The following is a 15534-nucleotide window of genomic DNA, read 5'->3' on the forward strand; positions in this document are numbered from 1 at the left end:
TATGGAATCAAGCTATACTCCCATACGCATTATTTCATTGTAAGCATCTAAGGCTTTATTTCTGAGCTGCACCACCAAATCCAGCGATATTTCAGCTTTTTGTGCATTAATCATCATGCTGTGTAAATCATCACTTTCACCGACGCTCAGCCTGTATATGTCTTCCTCAACCTTAGCCTCTGACTCCACGTAATTCTCAAGCGCATTGCTAAATATGGATTTGAATGAGGTTTCACCTTTTTTGTTGTCTTGTTTTATTTGTTCACCTGGCTGCTTTATTACCTGAATAGGCTTTATTGGTTCTATAAACATTTCTACCTCCCTATTTCCAGAGCTTTAACCGCCAGTTGTTTCATAGAATTCAATGCAGTTATATTTGCCTGATATGCTCTGTAAGCTTCCATCATATCCACCGTTTCTTTCAACGAATCAACATTAGGCATGCTTACATATCCATTTTCATCTGCATCCGGATGCTCCGGGTTATAAACCAGCTTAAACTCGCTTTGATCTTCAACTATTTCTGTTACTTCAACATTACCGGCTTCATATTCATCTAAATTGTGGATTAACATATTTTTGAAATTAGAAGTTGATGAGAGTACCGCTATTTTTCTTCTGTACGGACCGCCTTCCTCTGTCCTAGTTGTATCAATGTTTGCTATATTTTCTGATATGATGTCCATTCTCAATCTTTGGGCAGTAAGACCTGCACCACTGATATTAAGCGATCTTAAAAACGACATGAATTACCTCCTTTTATTTTTTACCTTCAGAAATTACCGACTTGAGCTTTGAAAAATATGAATTCATTTCTGCTACATTGTACATATATTGAATCTGTGTTTTTGCAAGTTGAAGATTTTCCTTATCCAAATCTACGTTATTTCCATCCAGCCTCAATGATAAATTTTCATTCTCATCAATCAAAATACTGCTGGAATTTATTTGATTATTAATTTGTGATTTTGTTTTTCCGTCTATATTTTCCAAGTTAGATCTCAGCAAATTTTCAAATTCTACGTACTTGCTTTTATATCCAGGAGTAGAATAATTCGCTATGTTTTCCATAGTGATTTGCTGCCTGAGCCAAAGCCCGTTTAGACTCTTATTCAATAGATTTAAATTATTGCTTTCACTTATATTCATGGTAACCTTCCCCTTACTAAAATTATCACTAAAAATGAGTACAAAAAATATAATTTATTAGTTTTTGCACAGCTGCATAATAAATTATATATATATTCTTTAGATATATAATCAGTATTGGCAACTGGCAACCGTAGATTGCTCCTTAGGTCCTATAGTTTTGTGTCACTGTCTTTCGGCAGTTTTACCTTTTTCAATTCTTAATTTTTTTTTAATAATATTTTAATATGGTTATTATATGATAAAATGCTACAAAATGCAAGCTTTTTTGACATTGCATAATATTCAGTCTATTGATTATTTTTTATTTTATATTTTTCTATTTTTGTATATATATGTAATTTTCTATATCCTGCTTTGCAGCGCAAATACCTGAAATTTTACAAACAACAAAAAAACATACGCGAATATCTATTCATACGCGTATGTTTTTATTAATTTATATTATAAAAACATATACAAAAATAAATAATTTAGAAGAAATTTTTCTAAACTTTTTATTAATTTTTTACAAAAATTTACTTATTTATGTTCTTTTAAATGCTTTTTTATATCGCTCAGCTTTGTTTTGCTGACTTTCTCAGAAGCTGTAATATTAAACTTACATGTTTCAGCTAATTCTTTTCTTGTGATTGTTATTTCTTTAGGAGCATCAATAGCAATCTTTACTTTATCCTGAGAAATTTCAGAAATAATAATTTCTATATCTTCTCCGATAAGTATTGATTCTGAGACTTTTCTTTTTATAACTAGCATTTTCTCTCCTCCCCAGCTACTATTATATTGTATCTGAGAGGATATGAATTTTGCAATATTACCTGTTTAGCTCTTCTAGTCTCAGGATTAACCGCAATCGGACTTTTCAAGTTGACAACTGAATCCTCAACGTTCTCTTTTATAATTGCAATTATCAAAAATTTAAGATCCGCCTCACTTTTAACTTCCAATTCCTTTAAGTCTTCTTCATTTACTATTGGCTCATAGTTTCTGATAACAGCATATGGATCTACAAGCACAAATGACAAATCTGTATTGTCAATTGCCTGCAAAAACATAAAATCGTCTTCAGGATCATCTTTTAATATTACATAATCATTATATTTTTCAAATCCATACATGCCGCATACAAACCTTATAACATCATTTTCTTCAACCGCAATTTCTCCGAAATCTCTTGTGTTTATATATTTTTTAGGCAAATGTATCTATCTCCTTATGATTAGGATTCGCACTTGGCGGCACAAAAATAGGGGTACCTATATAATTAATTTCTACTTTTGGATATTCTTTAATAGTAAATTCTATGCTTCCGGGAATAAAATTTATAACAGGTCTTTCAATATTCCAATCAAAATCAAGCTTATCCATTTCAAAATTCATAGAAATTCCTCCAATATCCCATGAGATATCAGGGCCTGTGTTTGGAATAAATCCAAGGTTAAACTCCACATCGCTGAAGAATTTTTTCATGGCAATTTCGGCTATGGGATTATCTTTAATGTTGATATCCAACATAAGATTTCCATCTCTCGCATATGTGGCAGTAGCTTCGTATGCAGCATGAACACCATTTTTAGCAAAATCTTCTACTGAACGCATTGCACTTTTGATGCCTGCCGAATACCTTGCTTCAACTGTATCGATATTAAGCCTTGTCGGCTTCATCTCCATTTGAAGCCCGCCTTCATCCCTTTTCAATTCAAATGTAGCACTGGCATTTGCAATTTCATAGCGCGCTCGATTTATTTTAAATTCTATAGACATTGGTATAGCTTTAATTTCCAACAGCGGTTCTATCATTTCAAACACTCCTTGCTAATTCATAAAATCTATAAAGCTGTTTTGAAGAATTTTATTACCCATTGACAATGCTGCGTTGTATGAATATTCCTGCATTTTAAAATCCATTATTGCTTCTGCAGAATCAACATACTCCACATCAAGTATTTTATCATTAAGATTATATTGGGCATCCTCATTTCTTAACTTTAAAAAATCAAGATAATTTGTCTTAGCCCCTATATCTGTAATACCCACCAGCACCTGTTTTTTTTGTTCTTCATATTTTTCTATATATGGAGTGATGTTATCTAATGAAAAATCCGGATTATTAAGCTCATCCTTTATTTTTCCTATTAATGTATACAAATTGTTCGGTGTTCCGTCTGTTTCTCCAAACCCCATAAAACTTATACCTGACATGGACATATTAAAAACAGTATCAGTGTTTAAATTTCCCGAACTGTCAAATGTCATTCCCAATCCCAAATCTACGTTTATGGTTTCATTTTTAAGTTCTTCTAAATCTACCAGATTCCCGTCCTCATCTTCTAGTGTGTTAACATTTACACCTTTGAAATATAGTTCTCCGTTCTTCACAGTGAAAGGCAGTTCATCCTTGCTTGTGCCTCCAAAAACATACCTATCCTCAAATTTTGCATTAAGCGAGGTTACTATTGAATCCTGAAGATTTTCAAGTTCTTTCGCAACAACCTCTCTATCCTCGGAACCCATCGTTCCCGTTATTCCCTTTAAATAAGATGTATATACTCTTTCCACATTATTACTTATTTCAGTTAAATTTGTTTCAGCCATAGTTAGAAATGAATCAACATCGCTTATATTCGTATCATAGATTTCAGTTGATCTGTACTCTCTTCTCAACTTATACGCTTTGATAGCAGAAACAGGATCTTCAGAGCCTCTAAAGAATTTCCTGCCAGTCGAAACTTTTTCATTTAAGTAATTCATTTCATAAGCAGATTTACCCAAATTTCTTATATACTTACTTGACATCATACCAGTGGTTATTCTCATAATATCCCTCCTATACTCCCATTCTGTTAATTAACGTATCCAGCATATCATCTAAAGTTGTCATCAAGCGCGCAGCTGCATTATACGATTTACTGTATTGCAGCAGGTTTACTCCTTCTTCGTTCAAATCTACAGAAGATATGCTGCTGCGTGCAAAGTCTAACTGATATTGTGAATCAAAATATGTTTCATATGAAGTTTTTACGTCTTTTAACTGTAAATTCAATCTAGTTGTCGTAAATGACAAAAACTCCTGAAATGTTCCGTTAAATATTGAATCACCTTCATCTATTGTTCCGTCATCATTTATATCAACATTCGGCACATAGTCTTCGTCGGTTTGAAAGCTATTGATCATTCTCAATATATTGTCCGTGGCTCCTGCATTATCTCCTTCTGAAGTACTCGTGGTGTTGACTATATATGAACCTGAGGAATTCAGCCAGTCATCACTTATCTTTATGTTTCCCGCAGTAATATCTCCACCACCTCTGGAAGCAAACAAATCATTGGGCCCATCGGTTGTTTCGTTTAAAGCATTCATATTTTCAGCAAATTTATTTGCAAGCATGTCCAGCATATTTTTATAATATTGAATTCCGTTTACATCAGAATTTTGATATGTATCCGCTGATGTTGAGAAACTGCCCTTTCCATTAAGAAATTTTAAATAACCGTCCAGCTGTCCTCCGTTTATGGAAGATGTAATATCATTTTCTGTTCCAGAAGAATCTTTTTTGTATATTAGAATTTCATTGTTTGCATTTGCTTCGGCTTTTATTTCGTAAGACTCATTTCTGTTTACAATTTCTTCGGACGTACCTCTGAGCCTTATAACCATCTCATCTATAGTTTTACCTCCGCCTATATCAAGCGGTACATAATCCACTTCTATATCCAGATAATTTGACAACTCATCAATCAGCATATTCCTTTCATCATTCAGTTCAAGTGCCGGATTTCCGCTGATGTTATCAGCTTTTATCTGTTCATTAAGCTTAACAATGTTTTCAGTCAGCTGATTAATTTTTACAATCGCACCGTCTTGCAAATAGTTTGTTTGCTGGTTGGTAATAGTATCTATCTGTTCAGAATAATTATTAAACATCTGAGTGAGCATCTGAGCAGAACTGCGAACAACTCCCTCTAAAACAGGATCTGAAGGGCTTGATGTAAGAGATTGAAGCTGCTCTAAAAGATCAGAAAATTGCGCATCTAATCCGTCTGTTTTTATCTCGTCGAATACTTCTTCTAAATCGCTCAATGCTTCTAACTGAACATCTTCGCTTCCTGCCTTTGCAGCCTGCAGCCTGTATCTCAAATCTAGGAATGAATCCCTGTACTGACTCACACCTATAGCCTGCACTCCTTGTCCTATAACAACACCGTTTGTGCCAAACTTTATATTGCTGGTACTCAGAGAAAAAGAAGTTATATCAAGGCGTTGACGGGTATAACCCTTGGTTTTAATATTTGATAAATTTTGTCCCACAATATCGATCATATTTTGATTAACTGTTAGTGCACTTGTAGCAACCTTATATCCTAAAAATGTTGATCTAAGCATGTATTACTCCTTGCTATATTTTTTTTGAAAGCAACAGGCTTTTTGTTTTGTTTTTCGATTCCTGCACCGTGTACGTATTTTCCTTTTCTCCCAGTTGCTTTATCGCTCTGTCTATTCTGTGCATACGAACTTTAATAATTGTTTTGCACAAATCGCTTATCTTTTTGACTTCAGCTATAATTTTAGCAAACTCTTCATATTTTTCCTTCAGCATCGCTGCTTTCTTATCATCAGCAGCTTCTATAACTTCCTTAAGCGTCATATTTTTATATCCCATTGAATCAAGCAGCTTTTCTCTTTTCTGTTCAATGCCTCTGATTTTCAGATAGTATGCCTGTTCCTTCGAAACAATGTCATCTAATGTTTCAATATCATTTTTTATGACCGTATCATATTTTTTATATTCTAATTCAAGAAAATTTTTATATAGGTTAGAACTTTCTTCCAACAATTTTATTAAAACGTCCATATAATCCTCTTATTTTAATAGTTTATTGACTATTTCTTCTACATCAACGCTGTATGTCCTATTGTTTATACTTTCTTTTATTCTGTTTATTTTTTCCGCATCTGTTTCTTTATTTATTTTATTGGTAACATCTTTTTTTATTGAAGTCAGTTTCAACTCATCTTGATCAGTACTGCTTTTTATCTCTATGACATCAAATTTTTTAGATTTTACACTTTCTTCATTTTTTACAGTTCTCGTACTTGCCTTATAATTCATATAATTACTTATATTTTGGATTTTCATAAATACTTCCCCTATCTGACATCTGTTAATAATATCGGCTTTGAATACAAAAAATTAACCGAATATATAATTTTTTTATGCCGCGTTTATAATTTTTTCTTCATCTACTATTAACAGCACGTCTTCGTTTTTGTCTCCCTTAGCTACACCTTTTACAAAACCGTCTCTGCATATTTTCTTTATTTCCTCAGTCTCTTCAAATTCAGTTATGTCTTCAACTGACAGCACTTCATCCACAACAAGTCCTGCAAACGAATTGTCCTTCTCAAGAATTATAACCATTTCCTTATCGCTCTTTAAATCATCTTCTTCATTTTTATCTAATTCAAAAAGCATTTTTAAATCAATCAGCGGAACCACATTGCCTCTTAAGTGAATCAGTCCCTTCATATAGGTTTGAACGCCCGGAACATAAGTTATCTCATCAGGCTTCATGACAATCGATGTAATCATCTTGCTATTTATTGTATATAAGCTGCCTTTAAGTTTAAAAATCAGCCACGGAAACTCTATTTCTTCTATTATTTGTTCTACATCATAGCTCATAATATCACTCCTTATACTGCGCTTTCTGCGTCTTCTGATATTTTCAACTCAAACTGGTCTACCAGTTCTTTTAAGAGCACAGCCTGGCTTCTCAGTTCCTCGCTCGCCGCCGCACTTTCTTCAGATGTAGCTGAATTAGTCTGGACTACATCCGATATTTGTTCAATACCCTTAGTAATTTGCATTATTGAGCCGGCCTGTTCGTTAGATGCCTCTGTTATATCATCCACCATCTTTACTGATTTTCTTATTTCATTAGCCATCAGTTCAAAAGATTTTTTTGTTTCGTCCGCAATTTCAGCACCTTTTTCAACAGATTTTACTGAATTTTCAATTAAGAACGCCGTACTCTGTGCTGCCTCGGCACTTTTTGATGCCAGATTCCTGACTTCATCGGCAACAACAGCAAACCCTTTTCCTGCTGAACCGGCCCTTGCAGCCTCAACAGCGGCATTCAACGCAAGTATGTTTGTCTGGAACGCTATTTCATCGATTGCTTTTATTATCTTTGCTATTTCATCAGTTGATTTTTTAATATCATACATTGCATCTGTCATATGCTCAACCTGGATGCTGCTTTTCTTAACTTCCTGCTCTGCATTCTGAGTAATTGTGCTTACATTGTTCGCATTTTGTGCATTTAATTTTACCTGCTCTGATATTTCATTTATGGTTGCAGAAAGCTCCTCAATTGCACTTGCCTGTTCAGCTGTTCCTTGCGATAATGCTTGTGAGCCGCCTGCTACTTGCTCTGATTCGTTTTCGACATGTGATGCTGCCTCATTTATTTTTGTCATAGTTCCGTTAAATGAATCTATAATTTGTTCTAAAGATGTTTTAATAGGTGCAAATCCACCTATAAAATTCTCTTTGACATGGACGGTAAAATCGCCCTTAGCCATTTCATTCAATACTCTATCTATTTCACCTACATACAGTTTTAATGTCTCTATTGTTCTTTTTATTGTTGCGGTAGCTTCTCCAAGCTCATCTCTTGATGTATATTCAACCTGATAATTTAAGTCTCCGGCACTTATTGCATTAGCTGCATCTGATATTTCTTTTACAGGCCTATTTATGCTTCTTATAATAATTCCTCCTAAGAGTAAAGACATTAAAAAACTGAACACCGCCAGCGAAGACAATATTATCAATGAATTTCTGCTTGCTTCATTGGAACTTTGAACAAAATTCTTTGCAATTATATCAAGATTTTTGCTTACCTCAGTCATTGTGTAATCTATTGAATCCAATATGGGAGCTAATTCTTCATTAAGAATCTCCAGGCTCTGCGTATTTCTGCTTTCACTTAATAAAATTACAAGTTTATCGCTTAATTCAGTAGCCTTTTTCAAATTACTTTCAATTTGACTTACTACACTGGGATAATCATGCAACATTACTTTCAGAAGTGCAAAAGATTCATTAGCTGATTTCATCCCGCTGGTAATTTCCGCAGTATACTCCTTTATCAACGTCCTGCTAGGAGTAGTAGCTGATTTATATATCGACTTTTCAACATTTTCAAGAGAAAACTTCGTCTCCCAGGCTAATATTTCCGATTCGTAACATTCTTCATAAAAATCATTGATATCTCCGGCAATGCTATTTATGTTATATAGCGAAACCGCCATGGATAACGCAAATATTACAAATACAACTCCAAAACCAACAGTCAACCTTGTTGAAATTTTAATATTGCTAATATTGATTTTTCTTTTATTAGACCTTTTAATCTTTGGTTTTCTTTTTTTTATACTCACTTTATTCTCCTTAAACAAGTAATATTATATTAATTCCCCGCCGAAGTAATAAATTCAACTTCTTTTTCATCAAGTATTTTTTTCAAGTCGATAAGCAATACAATATTGTTATCTAATTTAGCTATTCCTGTAATGTATTTATTTGTGTAATCCGAACCCATATTCGGAGGTTCTGAAATATTATCAAGATAAATATTTGCAACTTCATTAACAGAGTCAACAATAAAACCTATATAAGCACCGTTTATACCGGTAACTATTATGCAGGTTCTTTCATTATATTCAATTTCTTGTTTCTTTAGTCTCAACCTGACATCAATGATGGGAATAATAGTTCCTCTTAAATTAATTACTCCTTTTGCATAGGACGGGAACTCTGGAACGGCTGTTATTTCTTGCATTCCGACTATTTGAACAACATCAGCTATAGCAATTCCAAACAGCTGATTCTCCGTATAAAAAGTAAGATATTTGTTTTTTAATGTTTCTTCATTTGAACTATTTTTTATTGAACTTACATTATCCTGCACACGATCACCTCATAATAATTATTCATAATTATTATATCGTCACATTGATATAAAATATTAGTTAAATATTAATTTTTATATCAATGTCTCAATGTCTCGGATTTTTTCTGACAGTAAGCACAGCTTTTATTACTTCTGTGGTAACTTCACTTCCAATATCTCTTATTTCATGGATTTTTTGCGTTATTTCATCCTTAGTAGCAACCATGTACATTGGCTTAAGATTGTTTAGTGCTATGGCTATAATATCCTCTTTGCAGCGATCACACCTGCAGCAATTCATTTTTTTAAGAGTTGCATCCAATTTATTTAATACAAGTTTTTCTGTAACATTGTACAAAATCACATTATTTTTTTCTTCTTTTATTAAATTTAATTCTTTGTTTTGAAAAATTGTTTCTTTAGAATTGTTTTTTTCAGGAATATTTGGTGCGTATTCAACAGGGGCATCTTGCACTTGCTCTGTTTCCCTTTTTAAATTTGTCGGCATAATTTTTTTGTACATTAATTCTCTGTCAAAAGTTTTTTTGATTTTTGCCATCTTATAACCCTCTTTCAAAAAGTTCTTCAACTAAACCCATGTAATCTCTTGCCGCCGCATTTTTAGGTGCATAGCTATAAATATCCTGTTGATTTGTCTGTGCCTCCATTACTACCACACTTGATCTTATTGTGGTGTTTAATATCCCCGTATTCAACTTTTCAGCAATTAACTCAGCGGTACCTTTAATTTCTCTGCTTAAGATTGTTCTCTTGTTAAATTTTGTAAGAATTATCCCCTCAACCTTCAGACTAGGATTACAGTACCTTCTCACTCTGTCAATTGTCTCAGAAAGCTGGGCAATACCCTGCAGGCTGAAAATATCTGCCAGCATGGGAATAATAATATTATCGGATGCAGTAAATGCATTAACTGTCAAAATACTCAATGCAGGCGGTGTATCTATGAATATATAATCATACTTATCTTTTACCGAATTTAGAGCTTCTCGAAGGAGGTACTCCCTTCCCGTCTGAGTAAATTCAAGCTCTATCCCGCTTAACAAAATATTTGATGGAATAATATCAAATGAAGGCGTTTTCTGGATTGCAAACGAAGTCTTTGTCTCACCCTTTAATATTTCATAAATTGTGGCACAGTCTTCCGTTTCAGCACCTGAGCTAAAACTTAAATTAGATTGCGGATCCAAATCCACGCAAAGAACCTGGTATCCCTTTAATTTAAAACCTGCCGCAACCGCTCCTGTTGTAGTTGTTTTTCCAACCCCGCCCTTTTGATTTGTAACAGAAATTACTTTAGCCATTTATTCAAACTCCTTATTACAATTTTTGACTATGTTTTCTAAATTGTAACAAAAAATTTACATTTAAACAATACAAAAAGATTAAAAATCTTAACAGATTTTTAATCTTAGGCTTGATGATACAATCATAGGAATGGATAAATTTTTATTCTTTAGTATCAAGTTCTTTTATCTCTATAATAATTGCTTCCAAAACAGCGCCTCCAATTGCTCTCGCCTTATCGGAAATTGTATAGCAATTCTTTAACTGATCAATCCTAGGATCTATGTCTCCCACCTTAAATCCTTTTGTAACATATGTCCCTCCTCTTATAATTCCTCTTATTATGCCGTCAATTTGTGCGCTTATGGTGTGGCCGTTTACGGTTGCAATTATATCTCCTTGTTTGACAGTATCTCCTATGCTGTGTTCTACTTCTATTATTCCGTCGTTAGGAGATTTTAAAACTCTTTCTATCGTATATCCTGCAATGTTTCCTGGCCTGCCGGTATTTGGCTCCGCATTTCCATTAAAAATCAATCTTCCCATATTGTGCCCGCGATTACTTTCAATTACAACACTTACATCTTTTCCTGCCGTAAAACCTGGTCCTATGGCTATAGTAACCGGAGCAAGATCCTTGTGCATTCCCGTGTTTCGCTTTGCAATAATAGCATCCACGACAGCTAATGGCTTGAAAGAATTTATACATGAACCCTTCGGATCAACTGCAACCGGAACACAGTTTTCTGCCCATGCGTGGTAAATTTCAACTATACTTTCCGCACGAACCGCAGTTATTCCTTCCAGCTCTGTTCTGCCTGTGTATACTGCCTCAGAAAAACATACTGTCCTTCTGATTGAAGTCGGTTTCTCCAGTTCAAGTACCAGCACCCTGAATCCGACTCTGTGAAGTTTCTGTATAACACCGGACGCAATGTCTCCGCCGCCTCTAACTACAACTATTTCTCCGTTCAATATTTCACCTTCTTTTTTACTGCTCTATCATAATCCTCCATGGTATCTATATCTGTAAATTCATAATCAGATTTAAAATCAACATTTAACAAACCGTCCGAATTTTTTTTAATTATAGACTTCCCTCCAGCGTCTCCACTTAAATTCATTAGCTGCTCTCTAAAAACATACGGAAATATCACTGGATTTCCATTAGTCTGATTACAGCACGGAATAATAATTTTATCCGGATTTTCTTCAAATGCCTTTAAAAGTTTTTTTATGGTTTTTTCTTTTATATATGGCTGATCCGCAACAAAAAACATAAATCCATCCACAAGTCCGGCTTTTTGAACTCCCAGCCTTATAGAAACACTCTGCCCCAAAAATGACTCCTCGTTTTTTACATAATTAAAGCCTGTTTCAGAAGCCTTTCGTAAAACATCATTATCTTTTGCAACAACAATAACATCTTTGAAGCAACCTGTGCAGTTCTTAACTGCTTCAAAAATATATTCATAAATATGCTTGTCGCCGATTTTCATCTTAAGCTTATTTTGATTCATTCTTTTTGATAAGCCTGCAGCCATTATTATTGCATCAACATTCATAATATACTCCTTTTTCCAAAGAGCCAAGAATAATTTTAAAGTTATAAGGCTTATTTACCGCACTTTTTTTAAGATAATCTGATAGTTCCTTCACCACATTTATTTCTTCTCTTGTTTCAGCTTTATTAAAAAACAAATAAAGACTGCCTTTTGAGTTTTTAAATATTCCATTTTTATTTGAACAGATTTTCCTTATTGACTCAAAATCAACATATTCACTTTTTTCAGTTAATATATTAAATTCATCAATTCCATATATAAAGTCTTTTTCTGCCCTTTTATTTATATAATCAGCAGGAAAAATACCTATGGTCTTGTTTGTTCTTTTCAGCACAGGAGGTTCATGATCCTTCCAGCCCTTAATAGGAAGATTGCGGGATCCATCTGATTCCAACAGCACTATGTCAAAGTCTTTAACTATGCATTCCAAATCATCATCGTCAATGCCTATTAATTTGTTTGTCAGGGAATCAAGTTTTTTTGACACAACGGTAATTGAATTATTGGCATTTGGTTTATTCATAAAATAACTTTCTATATTACAATACAAATAATCGCAGTCTCCTGCAGATGGCATCATTATTTTTGTGCTTGTGCTCGCAAGAACCCTGTATTCATTTCTAAGTTCGTTTGCCAACTTAAACAACATCGTTGATTTACCGCCGCTTCCTACTATTGATACTACATCGCCTTTTTCTATGCTTAATATTTCTTTGATCTCCTTCATGCTATCACCAATAATATTTTAACATTAATATATATAAATGTCATCCTTGGATGCCATGTAATTAAAAGTTTAGCCATGCAAGCACCGTCCAGGCAGGCATTCGCACCATATTCGTAAATAAGTGTGGATTGGCTGCGTAAACGGCAACATAGCAAGAGGCCTTTTTAGCAACACGAAATATTTCGTAATTAGATGACATTCATACAAAATAAGGCTCTGTTATTTTTTATACGCTGTATTCTCTAAAGGGAGTTTATGTCTAAAGTTTCCGTCTTTTTTATAGTAAGCATTCTGGCAGGCCGGAGCACCTGGTATAACCACTATTTCACCCAGCCCCTTCGCTCCGTATGCTACACTGTTAGGATTGTTTTTCTCAATTAAATGAACATCAACCGGAGGCATTTGAGTTGACCTGAACAGTCCAAGAGTTCCGTATTTGACCTGTGGGACTCCATCCTTCAGCGGCAAATCCTCTGTTAAGCCGTATCCAAGCCCCATGGCTACACCTCCTTCAATCTGGCCTCTTGCGGCAACAGGATTTATTGCTCTTCCTACGTCGTGTGCCGCAATTACCTTGACCAGTTTACCCTGATTATCTATTATAACCAACTGAGTTGCATATCCGTATGCTATGTGGCTTACCGGATTTGGTTTATCTGAACCAAGAGGATCAGTTTTGAAATCAAATTCGCCTTTGTAAATTTTACCTTCAAGCTCTTCAAGCTTCATCCCGCTATCCATATCCTTTTTGAGTTTTAACGAAGCCACGCGAGCTGCTTCTCCGGTAAATACCGTCTGCCTTGATGCCGTGGTAGTTCCTGCATCAGGCGAATGACTTGTATCCGGATGGTCAACAATTATCTTATCATTGGGCAGCCCTGTTGTTTCACATACAATCTGATATATGACAGTCTGAACTCCTTGACCTATTGCACCTGCTGAGGATCTTGCGTGAACAATTCCGTCAATAACCTCAAGATTACACCTGCCTGCATCAGGCACCGCAACGCCCAATCCCGCGTTTTTCATAGCACATGCTATGCCAACATGGTAATTTAAATCTTCTTCATATTTATCAAAATCTGCTTTTACCGCCTCCAGTGTTTCTGCCATTCCTGTTCCATCATCTGCAATCTGGCCATTAGGCAGCGATTGACCCGGCCTTATTGCATTTCTGTACCTTATTTCCCATCCTGAAATACCGGTTTTTTCGGCAAGCTGGTTAATTAAACTTTCTATAACAAATGCGGATTGTGTAACTCCAAAGCCTCTAAATGCTCCTGCCGGCGGATTGTTTGTATAGTACGCATTACCTTCTATATCTACGTTCTGGTAATTGTACGGACCTCCGGCATGAGTGCACGCCCTTTGAAGAACAGGTCCACCCAAAGAACCGTAGGCACCTGTATCAGATGTAAGTCTTGCCTTCATTCCCTGAAAGATTCCATTTTCATCGCACCCTATTGATGCGTATATCTTCATTGCGTGTCGCTTGGGATGATAGTTTATGCTTTCCTGCCTGCTGAAATATACTTTCACAGGGCGCTTCAAAAGAAACGCACAAAGAGCCGCCTGATGCTGCACGCTCATATCTTCTTTACCGCCGAACCCTCCTCCGACAGCCGCACTTTTTATTCTCACTTTCTCCTTTGGTATTCCAAGATACAGTGCCAATTCATTATATTCATCATAAATTCCCTGTCCTCCTGTTATTACCTCTACACCATCATCCCCGATAGGTACGCCGACTGAAGTTTCAGGCTCTAGGAATGCGTGCTCGGTAGGCGGAAGATCAAATGTACCTTCCACAACATACTTAGAATTTTTCAGCGCCTTTTCTGCATCCCCTCTTTTAACTTCTTGATGCGAAAACAAATTATTTTCAGGGATAACCATTTTCCCAAACTGCATAAAGCCTTCACTATGAATTTGGTGAGCCCCGGGAGCTGCTGACTCATCGGGGTTTGTAATCGGTATTAACTCTTCGTATGATACATTAACCGCTTTAACAGCTGCTTCTGCCTGTTCTCTTGTCTCTGCAACAACCATTGCAATGGTATCACCAATGAATTTTGTCTGCTCGCCCACATCAATCATACCCGGCCAGTCATGAGCAAGATGCCCTATATATCTTTTCCCCGGAATGTCCTTTGCTGTAAACACCGCCACAACACCCGGCATTTTTAAAGCTTCTGAAGTATCTACAGACAGCACTTTTGCACGTGCGTACTTGCTGAATACATTTTTTCCGTAGAGCATACCTTCAAAATTGAAATCATCTGAATACTTTGCTTTTCCAAGAGCCTTATCCTTGGCATCTATCCTTAAAATATCCTGACCAATTCTTACGCTTTTTTCTTCTTTTGGTATATCAGTATTTTCTCTTAAAATTTTTGCCGCCATCATAATAGCTTCTTCAATTTTTGCATACCCCGTGCACCTGCATATATTTCCTCTTATTGCCTTCTTAACATCGTCCTTTGAAGGATCACTGTTTACATCAATAAGTGCTTTAGCACATATAACCATACCTGGTATACAAAAACCGCACTGCACAGCTCCGGCTTTTGCAAATGCATAGCTGTAAACATCTTTTTCTCTATCCGACAAGCCTTCTACAGTCACAATTTTCTTGCCTTCAAACTTGGACAGCTTCATTACACACGATTTTACAACCTTTCCATCTGCAATTATTGAGCAGGCACCGCAAGCACCTTCATCACAGCCGTTTTTCACAGAGATTAATTTCAATTCATCTCTTAAGTAATCCATAAGACTTTTATCTTTATCTGTTTCATAAACTACTCCGTTTATATTTAAAGAATACAT

At 35.3% G+C, this 15534-nt stretch carries 19 protein-coding genes and 1 riboswitch; all 19 genes read right to left on the minus strand.

Annotated features, from left to right (window positions below; all coding sequences use genetic code 11):
• Positions 1–12 precede the first annotated feature (12 nt).
• A complete protein-coding gene (gene fliE / locus ACS3UD_RS10225) occupies positions 13–312 on the minus strand; it encodes a flagellar hook-basal body complex protein FliE (protein ID WP_308139703.1) in 300 nt (99 codons plus the stop codon).
• A gap of 2 nt (positions 313–314) precedes the next feature.
• Positions 315–746 carry a flagellar basal body rod protein FlgC gene (gene flgC, locus ACS3UD_RS10230; protein WP_308139702.1) on the minus strand — a complete coding sequence of 144 codons (432 nt, stop codon included), beginning with the start codon at positions 744–746 and terminating at the stop codon, positions 315–317.
• 13 nt (positions 747–759) lie between these two features.
• Positions 760–1149 (minus strand): flagellar basal body rod protein FlgB, encoded by a 390-nt coding sequence (gene flgB / locus ACS3UD_RS10235; RefSeq protein WP_308139701.1) that lies wholly within the window; start codon positions 1147–1149, stop codon positions 760–762.
• Positions 1150–1265: 116 nt separating this feature from the next.
• Positions 1266–1348: riboswitch (cyclic di-GMP riboswitch) on the minus strand.
• 323 nt (positions 1349–1671) lie between these two features.
• Complete coding sequence (locus ACS3UD_RS10240) at positions 1672–1905, minus strand: carbon storage regulator (RefSeq protein WP_213925491.1); 234 nt, start codon at positions 1903–1905, stop codon at positions 1672–1674.
• Complete coding sequence (gene fliW, locus ACS3UD_RS10245) at positions 1899–2348, minus strand: flagellar assembly protein FliW (RefSeq protein ID WP_308139700.1); 450 nt, start codon at positions 2346–2348, stop codon at positions 1899–1901. Before fliW ends, ACS3UD_RS10240 begins: the two co-directional genes overlap by 7 nt.
• On the minus strand, positions 2341–2949 hold the full coding sequence (locus tag ACS3UD_RS10250) for a DUF6470 family protein (protein ID WP_308139699.1): 609 nt from the start codon (positions 2947–2949) through the stop codon (positions 2341–2343). Before ACS3UD_RS10250 ends, fliW begins: the two co-directional genes overlap by 8 nt.
• 15 nt (positions 2950–2964) lie before the next feature.
• A complete protein-coding gene (locus tag ACS3UD_RS10255) occupies positions 2965–3966 on the minus strand; it encodes a flagellin N-terminal helical domain-containing protein (protein WP_308139698.1) in 1002 nt (333 codons plus the stop codon).
• 10 nt (positions 3967–3976) lie between these two features.
• Positions 3977–5533: a flagellar hook-associated protein FlgK gene (flgK, locus tag ACS3UD_RS10260; protein ID WP_308139697.1), complete on the minus strand. Its 1557-nt coding sequence runs from the start codon at positions 5531–5533 to the stop codon at positions 3977–3979.
• A 13-nt stretch (positions 5534–5546) separates the two neighbouring features.
• Positions 5547–6002, minus strand: coding sequence for a flagellar protein FlgN (locus ACS3UD_RS10265; RefSeq protein WP_308139696.1), 456 nt, complete (start codon positions 6000–6002; stop codon positions 5547–5549).
• Positions 6003–6011: 9 nt separating this feature from the next.
• Positions 6012–6287: a flagellar biosynthesis anti-sigma factor FlgM gene (locus ACS3UD_RS10270; RefSeq protein ID WP_308139695.1), complete on the minus strand. Its 276-nt coding sequence runs from the start codon at positions 6285–6287 to the stop codon at positions 6012–6014.
• Between the two features lie 75 nt (positions 6288–6362).
• Positions 6363–6833: a chemotaxis protein CheW gene (locus ACS3UD_RS10275; RefSeq protein WP_308139694.1), complete on the minus strand. Its 471-nt coding sequence runs from the start codon at positions 6831–6833 to the stop codon at positions 6363–6365.
• 11 nt (positions 6834–6844) lie between these two features.
• Positions 6845–8596 (minus strand): methyl-accepting chemotaxis protein, encoded by a 1752-nt coding sequence (locus ACS3UD_RS10280; RefSeq protein ID WP_308139693.1) that lies wholly within the window; start codon positions 8594–8596, stop codon positions 6845–6847.
• A gap of 29 nt (positions 8597–8625) precedes the next feature.
• Complete coding sequence (locus tag ACS3UD_RS10285; RefSeq protein ID WP_308139692.1) at positions 8626–9126, minus strand: chemotaxis protein CheW; 501 nt, start codon at positions 9124–9126, stop codon at positions 8626–8628.
• An 88-nt stretch (positions 9127–9214) separates the two neighbouring features.
• Positions 9215–9667, minus strand: coding sequence for a late competence development ComFB family protein (locus tag ACS3UD_RS10290; protein WP_308139691.1), 453 nt, complete (start codon positions 9665–9667; stop codon positions 9215–9217).
• Between the two features lies 1 nt (position 9668).
• On the minus strand, positions 9669–10430 hold the full coding sequence (locus tag ACS3UD_RS10295; RefSeq protein WP_308139690.1) for a ParA family protein: 762 nt from the start codon (positions 10428–10430) through the stop codon (positions 9669–9671).
• Positions 10431–10575: 145 nt separating this feature from the next.
• Entirely contained in the window at positions 10576–11388 is an 813-nt protein-coding gene (yqeB, locus tag ACS3UD_RS10300; protein ID WP_308139689.1) for a selenium-dependent molybdenum cofactor biosynthesis protein YqeB, read from the minus strand.
• Positions 11385–11978, minus strand: a complete 594-nt coding sequence (locus ACS3UD_RS10305; protein WP_308139688.1) for a nucleotidyltransferase family protein — start codon at positions 11976–11978, stop codon at positions 11385–11387. The genes yqeB and ACS3UD_RS10305 overlap by 4 nt, the downstream gene beginning before the upstream one ends.
• Entirely contained in the window at positions 11968–12705 is a 738-nt protein-coding gene (gene yqeC / locus ACS3UD_RS10310) for a selenium cofactor biosynthesis protein YqeC (protein WP_308139687.1), read from the minus strand. The genes ACS3UD_RS10305 and yqeC overlap by 11 nt, the downstream gene beginning before the upstream one ends.
• Before the next feature lie 219 nt (positions 12706–12924).
• Complete coding sequence (xdh, locus tag ACS3UD_RS10315; protein ID WP_308139686.1) at positions 12925–15534, minus strand: selenium-dependent xanthine dehydrogenase; 2610 nt, start codon at positions 15532–15534, stop codon at positions 12925–12927.

Source organism: Sedimentibacter sp. LTW-03 (assembly GCF_052059825.1).
GTDB lineage: Bacteria > Bacillota > Clostridia > Tissierellales > Sedimentibacteraceae > Sedimentibacter.

What these genes read in the sequence shown, in the direction of transcription:
- fliE (WP_308139703.1), bottom strand. Translation starts at nt 312, where the DNA reads ATGTTTATAGAACCAATAAAGCCTATTCAGGTAATAAAGCAGCCAGGT.
- flgC (WP_308139702.1), bottom strand. Translation starts at nt 746, where the DNA reads ATGTCGTTTTTAAGATCGCTTAATATCAGTGGTGCAGGTCTTACTGCC.
- flgB (WP_308139701.1), bottom strand. Translation starts at nt 1,149, where the DNA reads ATGAATATAAGTGAAAGCAATAATTTAAATCTATTGAATAAGAGTCTA.
- ACS3UD_RS10240 (WP_213925491.1), bottom strand. Translation starts at nt 1,905, where the DNA reads ATGCTAGTTATAAAAAGAAAAGTCTCAGAATCAATACTTATCGGAGAA.
- ACS3UD_RS10250 (WP_308139699.1), bottom strand. Translation starts at nt 2,949, where the DNA reads ATGATAGAACCGCTGTTGGAAATTAAAGCTATACCAATGTCTATAGAA.
- ACS3UD_RS10255 (WP_308139698.1), bottom strand. Translation starts at nt 3,966, where the DNA reads ATGAGAATAACCACTGGTATGATGTCAAGTAAGTATATAAGAAATTTG.
- flgK (WP_308139697.1), bottom strand. Translation starts at nt 5,533, where the DNA reads ATGCTTAGATCAACATTTTTAGGATATAAGGTTGCTACAAGTGCACTA.
- ACS3UD_RS10265 (WP_308139696.1), bottom strand. Translation starts at nt 6,002, where the DNA reads ATGGACGTTTTAATAAAATTGTTGGAAGAAAGTTCTAACCTATATAAA.
- ACS3UD_RS10270 (WP_308139695.1), bottom strand. Translation starts at nt 6,287, where the DNA reads ATGAAAATCCAAAATATAAGTAATTATATGAATTATAAGGCAAGTACG.
- ACS3UD_RS10275 (WP_308139694.1), bottom strand. Translation starts at nt 6,833, where the DNA reads ATGAGCTATGATGTAGAACAAATAATAGAAGAAATAGAGTTTCCGTGG.
- ACS3UD_RS10290 (WP_308139691.1), bottom strand. Translation starts at nt 9,667, where the DNA reads ATGGCAAAAATCAAAAAAACTTTTGACAGAGAATTAATGTACAAAAAA.
- ACS3UD_RS10295 (WP_308139690.1), bottom strand. Translation starts at nt 10,430, where the DNA reads ATGGCTAAAGTAATTTCTGTTACAAATCAAAAGGGCGGGGTTGGAAAA.
- ACS3UD_RS10305 (WP_308139688.1), bottom strand. Translation starts at nt 11,978, where the DNA reads ATGAATGTTGATGCAATAATAATGGCTGCAGGCTTATCAAAAAGAATG.
- yqeC (WP_308139687.1), bottom strand. Translation starts at nt 12,705, where the DNA reads ATGAAGGAGATCAAAGAAATATTAAGCATAGAAAAAGGCGATGTAGTA.
- xdh (WP_308139686.1), bottom strand. Translation starts at nt 15,534, where the DNA reads ATGTATTCTTTAAATATAAACGGAGTAGTTTATGAAACAGATAAAGAT.